This window comes from Moryella indoligenes, from assembly GCF_030812885.1.
Classification (GTDB): Bacteria; Bacillota; Clostridia; order Lachnospirales; family Lachnospiraceae; genus Moryella; species Moryella indoligenes.
Genome location: NZ_JAUSTO010000010.1, coordinates 1 through 11,854 on the forward strand (window position 1 = coordinate 1; position 11,854 = coordinate 11,854).

General features: G+C 52.8%; 13 protein-coding genes. 8 read left to right on the plus strand and 5 right to left on the minus strand.

Annotated features, from left to right (window positions below):
• The 3 genes from J2S20_RS08255 to J2S20_RS08265 form a co-directional block, all read right to left on the minus strand.
• Positions 1–184 (minus strand): transposase (locus J2S20_RS08255; protein ID WP_307254922.1); only part of this gene is annotated, 184 nt, incomplete at its 3' end.
• A 323-nt stretch (positions 185–507) separates the two neighbouring features.
• On the minus strand, positions 508–678 hold the full coding sequence (locus tag J2S20_RS08260; RefSeq protein ID WP_106611306.1) for a DUF362 domain-containing protein: 171 nt from the start codon (positions 676–678) through the stop codon (positions 508–510).
• 184 nt (positions 679–862) lie between these two features.
• On the minus strand, positions 863–1,552 hold the full coding sequence (locus tag J2S20_RS08265) for an adaptor protein MecA (RefSeq protein WP_307255018.1): 690 nt from the start codon (positions 1,550–1,552) through the stop codon (positions 863–865).
• A 970-nt stretch (positions 1,553–2,522) separates the two neighbouring features.
• On the opposite strand from J2S20_RS08265, the gene J2S20_RS08270 reads away from it, so the two are divergent.
• The 7 genes from J2S20_RS08270 to J2S20_RS08300 all read left to right on the plus strand — a co-directional run bounded on the left by J2S20_RS08270 (position 2,523) and on the right by J2S20_RS08300 (position 9,007).
• Entirely contained in the window at positions 2,523–4,211 is a 1,689-nt protein-coding gene (locus J2S20_RS08270; protein ID WP_307254925.1) for a glycosyl hydrolase family 18 protein, read from the plus strand.
• Entirely contained in the window at positions 4,208–4,942 is a 735-nt protein-coding gene (locus tag J2S20_RS08275) for an ECF transporter S component (protein WP_307254928.1), read from the plus strand. The genes J2S20_RS08270 and J2S20_RS08275 overlap by 4 nt, the downstream gene beginning before the upstream one ends.
• Position 4,943: 1 nt before the next feature.
• Positions 4,944–6,038 carry an L-threonylcarbamoyladenylate synthase gene (locus tag J2S20_RS08280; protein ID WP_307254931.1) on the plus strand — a complete coding sequence of 365 codons (1,095 nt, stop codon included), beginning with the start codon at positions 4,944–4,946 and terminating at the stop codon, positions 6,036–6,038.
• Positions 6,035–6,529 carry a deoxycytidylate deaminase gene (locus J2S20_RS08285; RefSeq protein ID WP_307254933.1) on the plus strand — a complete coding sequence of 165 codons (495 nt, stop codon included), beginning with the start codon at positions 6,035–6,037 and terminating at the stop codon, positions 6,527–6,529. Before J2S20_RS08280 ends, J2S20_RS08285 begins: the two co-directional genes overlap by 4 nt.
• 270 nt (positions 6,530–6,799) lie before the next feature.
• Entirely contained in the window at positions 6,800–7,342 is a 543-nt protein-coding gene (locus tag J2S20_RS08290; RefSeq protein WP_307254935.1) for an AIR synthase family protein, read from the plus strand.
• Between the two features lie 13 nt (positions 7,343–7,355).
• Positions 7,356–7,838, plus strand: a complete 483-nt coding sequence (locus tag J2S20_RS08295) for an Lrp/AsnC family transcriptional regulator (RefSeq protein ID WP_106611312.1) — start codon at positions 7,356–7,358, stop codon at positions 7,836–7,838.
• Between the two features lie 5 nt (positions 7,839–7,843).
• Entirely contained in the window at positions 7,844–9,007 is a 1,164-nt protein-coding gene (locus tag J2S20_RS08300; RefSeq protein WP_307255020.1) for an aminotransferase class I/II-fold pyridoxal phosphate-dependent enzyme, read from the plus strand.
• Between the two features lie 123 nt (positions 9,008–9,130).
• Here the strand turns inward: J2S20_RS08300 and J2S20_RS08305 are convergent, their stop codons facing one another.
• Together J2S20_RS08305 and J2S20_RS08310 are read right to left on the minus strand one after the other, a co-directional pair.
• Positions 9,131–10,183, minus strand: coding sequence for an MBG domain-containing protein (locus J2S20_RS08305; RefSeq protein WP_106611313.1), 1,053 nt, complete (start codon positions 10,181–10,183; stop codon positions 9,131–9,133).
• A gap of 132 nt (positions 10,184–10,315) precedes the next feature.
• The gene (locus J2S20_RS08310; RefSeq protein WP_307254939.1) at positions 10,316–11,107 is read right to left on the minus strand and encodes a hypothetical protein; all 792 of its coding nucleotides are present in this window, start codon (positions 11,105–11,107) and stop codon (positions 10,316–10,318) included.
• A 206-nt stretch (positions 11,108–11,313) separates the two neighbouring features.
• Here J2S20_RS08310 and J2S20_RS08315 point away from each other — a divergent pair, with 206 nt between their 5' ends.
• Positions 11,314–11,847 (plus strand): methylated-DNA--[protein]-cysteine S-methyltransferase, encoded by a 534-nt coding sequence (locus J2S20_RS08315; protein ID WP_106611315.1) that lies wholly within the window; start codon positions 11,314–11,316, stop codon positions 11,845–11,847.
• Positions 11,848–11,854: the final 7 nt, after the last annotated feature.

Consider the following 11,854-nt stretch of genomic DNA (forward strand, 5'->3'; position numbering starts at 1 on the left):
GATCATAATGGCCGGAACGGTATCCCTGGCGCTCAGCAGAGCGCTGGTACTTATCAGCCCTGACCAGTTCATCAGCCTCATGATCCAGCAGAGCGTTGAGTGTCTCCTCAACACTGTTTCTGACCAGATCCTTAAGATTGTTCTTTATGAGATCTTCGTTTAACTGTATAATGTTACCAGACATAGTTTATTGCCTCCTTCGGATTATTTTGTGTGGTAGCTTAATTTTACCGATGGCAATAGACTGTGTCTATTTTGTTATTCAATTGAATTTGCGAAACTTATTTTACCTTATCGAATTATCCGATAAATGAATTGATAATGCTTGATACACTGATTTTATCCTCGGTTTTTTAATATTATATTTCCTTTACATCGAAGAATAGACGAAAGATATAGGTGAGCAATAAAAAATCCCTTTCCTACTGGCTGTCCAGCAAGAAAGGGATATATTGTTTAAAACACCGTGTGAAAGAAGCTTCTTGTATTACATATTACGTTGAGGGATTAAGCCTCGGAGATAGCGCCGGTCGGGCAGACACCCTCGCATGCACCGCAGTCGATGCAGGAAGCTTCATCAATCTCGTACTGGGTCTCACCCTGAGAGATTGCACCAACAGGACACTCACCAACACAGCTGCCGCAGCTTACGCAGGCATCACTAATTTTGCGAGCCATAACAGTTCCTCCTTATGATTAAGAAATTTAGAATGTTTTTATGATGTACCAGTCATATTGTATATGAGAGATTGATAAATTTCAAGCAAACATCCCTGAATTCATGCTTTTTATGAGGAACAATCTTGAATTAAATATTAGTTTGTGCTAATATAAATTATTTCATGCAAATTTGCGGCGGATTTCAGATTTTTGCAAGCGAGGTCAGAGCATGTGTCCGAAGGATCAGTTCATAGTGCTCCCGGAAATAGGAATCACTGGAGTAGTTCTGACGGACGCGAGTACCGTACTCCGCAAGCTTATTGCAGAGAGAGGCGAAACGCGCGGGCTCTGAGGGATCCTCACGCAGCAGGAGATAGTAGCTTCCGTTTGCAGGGCTGCGGTAGAGTATCTCTCCTTCACCTGAGATGCCGGAGACTGCTCTTGCTGCCTCGATCACTTTGTCAAGAGTCGGAAAGCTGAATATGCGTATGCGCTCGATGGGCTTTGTTTCCTTATTCTGATCACGGACTGCGGTGAAGGCCTCGGCGCTTTCCAATCCGGGCTCAGAGACGCTGGGGTCAGGCTCCGAGAGATCGTTTTCCGGCGCAGGAGAGAAGCGCGAAAAACGCGTATCCATCTCTTCCGGGTCGTCCACCTTTGTAATGACCAGCATGACACTTTCGTTGGAGAGTGGAATGGCCTCTACCATCAGCGGAATATCCTCTACCTCGAAGCCGAACTCTGCGGAAGCCTTCTGAACCATTTCCCGAAACAGACGGCGTGCCTTTTCATTGCCGTACGCAAGCTCGGCGATATTCATATTTCGTTCACTGAGATCAAAGTTGGAGAGTGTGCAGCGGATCTGTGTGTCACTGATGCGCTCTATTTTCATGGACATCACTCCTTTCCTTTCACACATGATACAACGGAATATATGATTTGGCAATCAAAAGCGAATGGGACGATATACCGTTCCGAACGTACATTTTGCTTTGCAAAGGGTGCAGAAAAGGCGTTATGCTATGGATGAGATGGAGAAAGAGAGGTGGCCTGCAACAGAGACGAAAGACGACTGATCTTGTCCCCCAGAAACAGGCAGCGTCAAGGACATTTCCAATTTCCGGAATTTCCGGAATCTGAATCAATTCATTTCCATTCGGAAGTATAAACAGCAGAACTGAAATTGTAGCAGGAATTAAGACTGAAGGGCGAAGACAGAGCGGCAGTTCATGGTCGCGGATGAGGAATTTTGAAAGCCGGGATCATGAAGGTGCTCACAGGAATCAGGTGCTCACAGGAATCAGATTTACAGCAGAGAAAACAGCATTATCCCAGATATCTTTTATATTGATGGAGGTACAGCTTCCGGAGGGCAGGGAATAATCCATCTCTGACCGGGCGCTCCGGAATGTGAGTCCTCCCTCGGCGGGCAGCGTGAAGGTCTAGGTATTGCCGGAAATGGTTGTCAGAGGACACTCTGCAGAGCAGAGCGGTACCCGGAACAAAAACACAGAGAGAAGGCAGAGTGCACAGATCGGAGCGACTGGGTTCAGACCGCAGGAGAAAGTCTGTGGAAGATATCATCTGCGTCCGGAATCGCAGGAAGATACAGTGGAACGGACAGTGCGGTTCATGTGTCACGGCAGGATCGCCTCCTTTCATTTTAAGAAGCTATTGTTCGAATCCCAGACGCCGCCGGGCCTGCAAACTCGACGAAAACTGTGGTGCGGATGCAAAAGGGAAATGCAATAAAATCGATTTGTATGCTATACTTTAGAGGACTCTTTTGGGAGTCCTCTTTTGTTAGATGAGAAAAATATGATGGCGGGCGCAGAGTGATATAAACAGATCGGAATAAACAGATGAAGAGCAGAAAAAGGAAAAAGAACAGACTGATGCGGCTTTTTATGCTGCCGGTGTTCCTGCTGGCGTGCTTTGGGGCCTGGCAGCTGTATGGAATCTATGGGTCGAGCCGGGAGCACATGTCCGAGGAGGAGCTCTTTGGGGTGAGTGGAGACCGCGCGGCAATCATGTACAACTATGAGCTGCAGAGTGCCGGCGCGCTGTACCGGGGAGATGAGTGCTATCTCCCCGTGGAGTGGGTGCAGACGATACTGAATAAGCGTTTTTACTGGGATGAGGCAGAGGAGCTGCTTGTATATGTCCTTCCGGAGCAAGTGGTAAAGCTTAGTCTGTCGGAGGAGCAGCAGTCCGAAAAGCCGCTGTTTATTTATGAGCAGGAGAAGCTTTGGCTCTCAGAGACCCTGATCCGGAGATATACGGATATCCGCATGGAGCCCTTCACCGATGGAGAGGTGAAGCGCATCTTTGTCGGGCAGGTGAAGGAGAGCGATGCGGTGGCAGGGCTGCGCGGGCACACTGTGATGCGCTCACGCCCCTCCGGGAAGGGAGCCATCGTCCGGGAGCTGCAGAAGGGTGACAGTGTGCGTATCATTCCGGATCATCCGAATGCGACGACCGATACGGAGCGCTGGCAGCGCGTGATGTCGGAGGATGGAATCACCGGATATATCCGAGTTCGGAAACTTTATGCCGCGGAACAGCTTGCCGTGCCGCATGATTTCGTTGCGCCGGAGTACAGTGCGCACAGCCTCGACGGAAAGCTGGTTCTTGGCTGGCATCAGGTGAGCAATGTGGATGCGAATCGCTATCTGAGCGCTGTGACGGACAGGGCGGACGGACTCAGAGTGATTTCTCCGACCTGGTTTTCACTTCGCGGCAATGAGGGAGAGTATCAGAGTCTTGCGAGCCGCTCCTATGTGGACGCAGCGCACGCAAAGGGACTTCAGGTCTGGGCGTTGCTCGACAATTTTGACAGCAGTGTGACGCTTGGGACCCTGCTGAAGCGGAGCTCTGTGCGAGAGAAGCTGATCTCCTCTCTCATGGCGGATGCAGAGCGCTACGGCTTTGACGGCATTAACCTCGATTTTGAGCTCCTGAGAAGAGACGCAGTGAAGCAATATCTGGAGTTTGTCCGGGAGCTCTCTGTGGCATGCAGGGCGCGGGGGCTGTATTTAAGTGTTGACGTGCCGAATCCGGCGTCCTATAACTGGCATTATGACCGCGCGGAGCTCTCGGTGTTCTGCGATTATGTGATCAACATGGGGTATGATGAACACACCGCGGGAGATGATATGGGGAGCAGCTCCTCCCTTCCCTTCTTTACGGGCGGAATCGAGGACAGCCTCCGGGAGATACCGGGGGACAGATTTGTAGCGGCAGTGCCCTTCTACACGCGGCTCTGGAAGAAGGCGGGAGACGGAACCCTGAGCAGTGAGGCTCTCAGTATGAAGGGGGCGCAGGACTGGGTGCAGAAAAATGCGGTGCAGCTAAAATGGGACGAGACGCTTGGGCAGTATACAGGGAACAGCCGGGCGGAAGATGGAAGCACAGCTTATATCTGGATGGAGGAGGCCCGCTCCATGCAGCTGAAGCTGGATGCTGTGCGCAGTCAAAATATCGCCGGTGTGGCGTGCTGGCGGCTGGGGCTTGAAACTGACGACATGTGGGGGATAGTAGGAAAACAATGAGCAATCTTCAGAACAAAGTGGCGGAAAATATGTTGTTTGTCGCGGAATTTGCGGCATTGGTATTTGTGATCTTTCTCATTGCGTATGTGGTGGAGAAGAGAATTCATCTGAAAAATGGCGACAGAGAGCGCATACTCTCCACGCGGAAGCTGGCGATGATAGGCATCTTCTCTGCCATCAGTGCGGTTCTCATGACGATAGAGCTGCCTGTGCCCTTTGCGCCGCCCTTCTATAAAATAGACCTCTCGGAGCTTCCCATCCTGATCATCTGCTTTGCCTACGGTCCGGTGGCGGGAGTGATGACTGAGTTTATCAAGATACTTCTGAAGCTGGTGATCAAGTCCACCTCAACCGCCTTTGTCGGAGAGCTGGCCAATTTTTCTGTGGGCTGCGCGATGGTTCTGCCGGCAGGGATTATTTATCTTGAGAAGAAAACGAAGCACATGGCAATGCTCGCCTGCTTCGTGGGTGTGCTCTGCATGACAGTCTTCGGCTCTGCATTTAATGCAGTCTATCTGCTGCCGAAGTTTTCTGAGCTCTATGGGATGCCGCTCGATGCGATTGTCGGGATGGGCACGGCGATCAATCCAAGAATTGTCAATGTGCAGACGATGGCGATTTTTGCCGTGGCGCCGCTGAATCTTTTGAAGGGCGGCATTGACATGCTGCTGACAAGACTTCTGTATAAGCGGCTCAGCGTGATTCTGAAGGACCGCTCGGGAAGGCGTTAAGATGCGAACCAGCATAATTGAAATTTTGGACAGGGCGCCGGTAGACACGACACTCCTTAAGGAGGCAGGCGAGATTCTGAGGCGCGGCGGACTGGTGGGTTTTCCTACAGAGACGGTCTACGGTCTCGGCGGTAATGCGCTGGATGCGGAGGCCTCTAAGAAGATCTATGCGGCAAAGGGAAGACCCAGCGACAATCCGCTGATCGTTCATATCTCCTGCATGGAGGAGCTGCCGCCGCTGGTCGAGGAGATTCCGGAGGCGGCTTATCGTCTCGCGGAGCGCTTCTGGCCGGGACCGCTCACCATGATACTGAAGAAGAGCGACAGAATTCCGCTTTCTACGAGTGGCGGGCTTGATACAGTGGCCATACGCATGCCGAGCGATCCGATTGCAAATGCGCTGATCCGGGAGGCAGGGGTGCCGGTGGCAGCCCCCTCAGCCAACACCTCGGGACGCCCCAGTCCCACCACGGCGCAGCATGTTGTGGAGGATCTCGACGGCAAGATTGAGATGATCATTGACGGCGGGGCTGTGCAGGTGGGGGTGGAATCCACGATCATAGATCTGACGGAGGCGGTGCCTGTGCTCCTGCGTCCGGGGGCGGTGACGCTCCCCATGCTGCGCGCTCTGCTGGGAGAGGTCGTAGTGGATCCTGTACTCACGCGTCCCCTGAGTCCGGAGATGCATCCGAAGGCGCCGGGCATGAAGTATCGCCACTACGCGCCGCGGGCAGAGATGATACTGGTGGATGGAGAGACAGAGCGGGTGATCGCAGAAATACGCCGGCTTGCGGCAGAGGCGGAAGCTTCCGGAAAACGCGTCGGCATCATCGCGACGGAGGAGACAAGGGAGCGCTATGACGCAGGGGATGTGAAGTGTATCGGAAGACGCAGCGACGTCGGGAGCATTGCCCACAATCTCTTTGCAGTGCTGCGCGCATTTGACGGCGACGGGGTAGATATCATATATTCGGAAGCTTTCCCGGAGAGCGACCTGGGACTTGCGGTGATGAACCGCATGAACAAGGCGGCCGGGCATCATCATATCAAGCTGCGGGCGGATGGTACGGAGCTTGAGACAGGAGGCAGAGGATGAGCGAAAAGCGTGAGGACTACATCAGCTGGGACGAATATTTTATGGGGGTTGCGATCCTTGCCGCGCGACGGAGCAAGGATCCGAATACACAGGTGGGCGCCTGCATTGTGAGCGAGGACAATAAGATTCTCTCCATGGGCTACAACGGATTTCCGCGGGGCTGCTCGGATGATGAATTCCCATGGGGGAAGGAGCACGAGGAGGACGATCCCTACAATGCGAAATACCTTTACTCGACACACGGGGAGCTGAACGCGATTCTGAACTATCGCGGCGGCAGCCTGGAGGGAAGTAAGCTCTACGTGACGCTCTTTCCCTGCAATGAGTGTGCAAAGGCGATTATTCAGAGCGGAATACGGACATTGATCTATGGCGAGGACAAGTATGAGAACACAGCTGCGGTGCGCGCTAGCAAGCGCATGCTGAATGCAGCGGGTGTGCGCTATTACCGCTACGAGAAGAGCGGACGGGAGATCAAGATTCTGGTGTGAATGTGTGGCTGCAGAGCGGCAGCTCAAAGATAATTCTTGCGAAATTTTCTGAACTGACATAGAATAATACGAAAATCAAAGCTGCCCGGTGATGAGCTCCGGGAGAAAGGAAGCGTCCGGCCGCGGCGGAGCCGACAGACGGATGCGGTGTGATCAGAATGAATGACAGAAAGAGAAAGATGATTTCAATCGTAATAGTGGTGATACTCTGCCTCTCCATGGTGCTCGGACTGGCAGCTGCGGGACTCAGCGCAATACTTTGAGTACCTGATGGAGCGGGATATTGTAATTGCAGGTTACGCGGGGGAGCGCGGTGCGCTGTGTGCTGCCGCAGTGTGGCAAGAGGAGCTGCGCAGACGCTTTCGTGCAGACTACGCAGCGCAGCTTCTGCAGGGAGCAGCTCCGAAGAGCAAAGAAATACTTGAGAGACTGAGAGCAGCCGGCATAGCCGCAGAGGAGTATCGCGTGGCGGGAGAGGGTGGCGTGCTCGCGGAGCTGTATCGCATGACGCGTGAGCGGCGCGCCGGACTGCGGCTCTGGCTGAAGCGTATTCCGCTCCGACAGGACACAACAGAGCTGTGTGAGCTCTACGGACTGAATCCGTATCGGCTGTACTCGGACTGTGTGATTCTGGTCACGGAGAGCGGCATGCGTCTTGCAGAGATAGTTGCAAAAATGGGCATTCCTGCTGCCTGCGTGGGCTATCTCACGGACGGGCTCGACAAGCTGATTGTAGATAAAGAAGAGACGGAATATCTGAATCGCCCGGAGGTGGATGAGCTCTTCAAGCTGGTTCCGGACGCGATTTTCTGAGAGGAGACAGGCTATGCGTGACAAGATACTGGCGATTCTGGAGAAGAATGCAAGGATTGATATTCATGAGCTTGCGGCGCTGCTCGGCGAGTCAGAGATCGCTGTGGCAAATGAGATCGCTGATATGGAGAAGGAGAATATCATCTGCGGTTATCACACCCTGATCAACTGGGAGAACACCGGAAATGAGAAGGTGCAGGCCCTGATTGAGGTGAAGGTGACCCCACAGAGAGGCATGGGCTATGACCGCATAGCGGAGCGCATCTACCAGTACAACGAGGTGGACGCGGTCTACCTGATGAGCGGAGCCTTTGATTTTACAGTGCTGCTGGAGGGAAAGACCATGCGCGAGGTGGCGCTCTTTGTCGCGGACAAGCTTGCGCCGATTGAATCTGTCACCGGCACTGCCACACATTTTGTACTGAAGAAGTATAAGGATCACGGAACTGTGATGGATGTGGTCAAAGAAGACGAAAGGCAGCTGATTATAGCATGAGAGACATCAGAGATGTGCTTGCGAAGAAGACAGTCGGCATGAAGCCCTCCGGCATCCGGAAATTTTTTGATATTGTGCGCACCATGGAGGGAGCCATTTCCCTCGGAGTCGGTGAGCCGGATTTTGATACGCCCTGGAATATCCGCGAGGAGGGCATCTATTCTCTGGAACGGGGCAGGACCTTTTATACGAGCAATTCCGGGCTGATGGAGCTGAAGTCAGAGATCAGCCGCTATTTACAGAGGCGCTTTGCCGTGTCCTATGATCCGGAGAGAGAGATCACCGTGACAGTCGGCGGCTCGGAGGGAATAGATCTTGCCTGTCGCGCGCTTTTGAACCCGGGGGATGAGGTGATCATTCCGCAGCCGAGCTATGTCTCGTATGAGCCCTGCGTGATACTGGCGGATGGAGTTCCTGTGATTGTGGAGCTGAAGGAGGAGAATTGCTTCAAGCTCACGGCTGAGGAGCTGGAGGCAAAGATCACGCCCAGAACGAAGCTGCTGGTGCTTCCCTTCCCGAACAATCCGACTGGTTCCATTATGCGGCGCAGTGAGCTGGAGGAGATTGCACGGGTGGTGCAGGAACACGATCTCTATGTCATCTCAGACGAGATCTATACGGAGCTCACCTACACCGGAGAGGCACCTGCCTCTATTGTCCAGATACCGGGGATGCAGGAGAGAACTGTGTTAATCAACGGCTTCTCGAAGGCCTATGCGATGACCGGCTGGAGACTGGGCTATGCCTGTGGTCCCGCTCCGATACTGGAGCAGATGATCAAGGTTCATCAGTATGCGATCATGTGTGCGCCGACGACAAGTCAGTACGCAGCTGTGACGGCTCTCCGTGACTGTGACGAAGAGGTTGCGCGGATGCGCGAGGCCTATAATCAGCGGAGGCGCTATCTCTTAAAGCGTCTGGAAGAAATGGAAATCCCCTGTTTTGAGCCGGAGGGCGCATTTTATATCTTCCCGAACATCACAAAATTTGGGCTGAGCAGTGAGGAGTTCTGTACGCGCCTGCTTCAGGAGGAGAAGGTCGCTGTGGTTCCGGGAAATGCCTTCGGAGACAGCGGAGAGGGCTTTGTGCGTATTTCCTACGCTTATTCCCTAAAGCAGCTGAAGGAGGCGATGGAGCGCATCGGGCGCTTTGTGGAGAGACTTCGGTAAGCAAAGTATTCAAAATAAGAAAGCAGACAGAACAGGGATCTCGGTGAAAAGCCGCGATCCCTGTAAAGTATCAGGAGGCGTGTCCACCGGGACGCGCCTCCTGTGCTATGCTATGCAGTTTGATTAGTTTCTTGTCTGACCGTCCCAGACACCGTTTGCGTCTACATAATACTTGCCGTTATCTACCCACTGACTGGTGAGCATGCGTCCGTAGCTGCTGTCATTTGCAGTGCTGAGCCAGTACCACTTGTGAGAGAAGGGACTCTCGAGCCATCCGGACTTCATGTAGCCGTGCTGGTTGAAGTAGTACCAGTAGCCGTCGATCTCCTGCCAGTTGTTGGTGGTGTAGGAGCGGTCAGCGTTGCAGTACCACCAGCCGTTATTGTCCTTCAGCCATGCGCCCTTCTGAGATCCCTTGTTGCCCGGACCGCCATTGCCGTTATTGGAGCTGTTACCGGAATTTCTTGAGATCTTTCCGCCGAGATCCTTCAGTACATCCTCGTCGACATCGAAATCATCGGACTCAGTCCACTGTCCCTTGTAGCTGCCGGCGATGGCACGAACCTTGACGGTGTAGTTGCCCTTGCCGTTTGCACGGATGTCGCTGCGGAAGTCATACTCTGTGTTGCTGGTGGTAATGGTGTTCTTTGTGGAAGAGCCGCGGAGCAGCTTCACTTCATACTTATCGGCGTCACTCGCCTGCTCCCACTCGACAGAGCCGTCATCATCATCGCTCCAGCTGACATCGCCGACCTCGAGCGCGGACTCATTGGTGCTGCCGATCTTCGGAAGTGTCAGAGTTACAGTCATGGTGGAGTTGTTCGCGTTCGTCTTGGTTACGTAAGCTTCGTCTCCGCTCAGGGTGACATTGCTCTTTGAGATGCCCTTGAAGCTGTACTCCCTCTCCGCCTTCAGCTTGAGGGTGACCTTCGGCCTCTTGCCGTACTCCGTGTTGGAGATGCCGCTTACGTTGATATCGGACACGCCGTCGCTGTTGCATTCCACATCGACATCGGATTTCGACATACCGTGGGAGAGATCGTATTTTACCTCAATGCTGACATCCTTGATCGGATCCTTGGTTGCAGCAAGGGCAGTCGTTCCCATTCCAAAAAGCATCATGGCAGCAGTCAGGAGTACCGGAACCGCGCTGGAGTAGAATCTCTTTTTTGTCATTTGGTTATCCTCCTAAGATGTTCGTTCATAATATTTATCTGATGCTTTGATCTTATACGAAAAAGCAGAAAAAATATAGCGATTTGCACTTACATTTACCTTACAAAATCTACAAGGCTTGAAGAATTTCTGTCATTCTTTGTATTTTCCCGTAACATCTACGCTGTAGCCGTCAGGCGTGGTCGCATCGACCAGCATCGCACCGTCCGCGCCGAGGTAGTACCAGACGCCAGATTCGCTTTCGCTCTTCATCCATGCGGAAGATAGCATGATTCCTTCTTGATCGGAGCAGTACCACTTTCCGGAGACCTCATACCAGCCGGTGCGGCGTGTACCGTCCGCGTTCAGATAGATCCAGTGTCCGTCGGACAGCTGCTGCCAGCCGCCTGCAGGAATTCCGGGGCCCTTTGGGCTGTTGTTGCCTGCAGAGCTGCTGCCTGTCTGCTGACTTGCGGAGCTCTTCTCGCTCTCCCGGCTGTTTTTGAAATCCTCGCTCTTTCGCTTTTCACGGATCAGGGAGAGATCCTCGGAGTAGATGGTTTCCTTCGCCCACATGCTGGCATAATCCTGCCCCCGGGCCCGCTTCTTGCAAGTGACAACCACGTAGTAGGTGCCGGAGCCCTTTTTGAGAATCTTTTCCGTGACATCTGCCTGTTCCGCATTATAGCCTACCGTCTCTGTATTTCCGACCTTGTTCTTTGCCTTGAAGTCTTTGGAGCTGTACAGCTGGACGCTGTAGCTGCACTTGCTGTCACCGACGGACCAGATCACGAGTATGCGGTCATCGGACACATCAAAGGCCACGTCAGAGACGGAGTAATCCTCCTCATCCTCGTCCTTTTGCTTTGCCAGCGCGGTCATGCCCATGGAGAGAGCCAGAAGGCAGCAGAGAAGCAGGGAAAAAAGCTGTTTAAATTTTTTCATGGTAACCTCCGTCAAATGTTCATGGAAGCAGTGTGTATCGACTCTCCGGTCTGTCCGGATGGCGAACTGTACATTAGCAAAGTATAACATAAAATAGTTTTGAATCAAAATAAATATCACTTTTTCTGATCCATCATATATTATGGAAGTATGAAAGAAAATATCCCGGGATGATAAACAGAGAAGTAAAAAGACAGGAGGGGAAAATGCAGTATACAGCGCATTACGCGTCCCCACTCGGTGGGATCACACTCGGCAGTGACGGACAGGCCCTGACGGGACTCTGGTTTGATGGTCAGAAATACTTCGCAGATACGCTTGAGAGAGAGCATGAGGAAAGAGAACTCTCTGTTTTCAGAGAGACAAAGAGATGGCTGGATATTTATTTCAGCGGCAAGGCGCCGGACTTCACACCGGAACTGGAGCTGATGTGCTCTGAATTCCGAAGAGCGGTCTGGCAGGTCTTGCTGACAATTCCATATGGGCATATCATGAGCTATGGAGAGATTGCTGGAAGGATCGCCTCCGAACAGGGGCTGGAGCATATGTCTGCGCAGGCAGTCGGTGGAGCGGTCGGGCATAACGCCATATCACTTATTATACCCTGTCACAGAGTTGTTGGCGGAAATGGAAGCCTGACCGGGTATGCCGGAGGCATAGATAAAAAGATATGGCTTCTTCAGCATGAGGGCGTGGATATGGGCGGTCTGTTCAGGCCCGGGCACAGTACGGCACCGTGAGGTGTAT

Bases quoted from the DNA above. Each gene is read 5' to 3' on its own strand.
- J2S20_RS08260 (WP_106611306.1), bottom strand. From the start codon at position 678: ATGGCTCGCAAAATTAGTGATGCCTGCGTAAGCTGCGGCAGCTGTGTT.
- J2S20_RS08265 (WP_307255018.1), bottom strand. From the start codon at position 1,552: ATGAAAATAGAGCGCATCAGTGACACACAGATCCGCTGCACACTCTCC.
- J2S20_RS08270 (WP_307254925.1), top strand. From the start codon at position 2,523: ATGAAGAGCAGAAAAAGGAAAAAGAACAGACTGATGCGGCTTTTTATG.
- J2S20_RS08275 (WP_307254928.1), top strand. From the start codon at position 4,208: ATGAGCAATCTTCAGAACAAAGTGGCGGAAAATATGTTGTTTGTCGCG.
- J2S20_RS08280 (WP_307254931.1), top strand. From the start codon at position 4,944: ATGCGAACCAGCATAATTGAAATTTTGGACAGGGCGCCGGTAGACACG.
- J2S20_RS08285 (WP_307254933.1), top strand. From the start codon at position 6,035: ATGAGCGAAAAGCGTGAGGACTACATCAGCTGGGACGAATATTTTATG.
- J2S20_RS08290 (WP_307254935.1), top strand. From the start codon at position 6,800: ATGGAGCGGGATATTGTAATTGCAGGTTACGCGGGGGAGCGCGGTGCG.
- J2S20_RS08295 (WP_106611312.1), top strand. From the start codon at position 7,356: ATGCGTGACAAGATACTGGCGATTCTGGAGAAGAATGCAAGGATTGAT.
- J2S20_RS08305 (WP_106611313.1), bottom strand. From the start codon at position 10,183: ATGACAAAAAAGAGATTCTACTCCAGCGCGGTTCCGGTACTCCTGACT.
- J2S20_RS08310 (WP_307254939.1), bottom strand. From the start codon at position 11,107: ATGAAAAAATTTAAACAGCTTTTTTCCCTGCTTCTCTGCTGCCTTCTG.
- J2S20_RS08315 (WP_106611315.1), top strand. From the start codon at position 11,314: ATGCAGTATACAGCGCATTACGCGTCCCCACTCGGTGGGATCACACTC.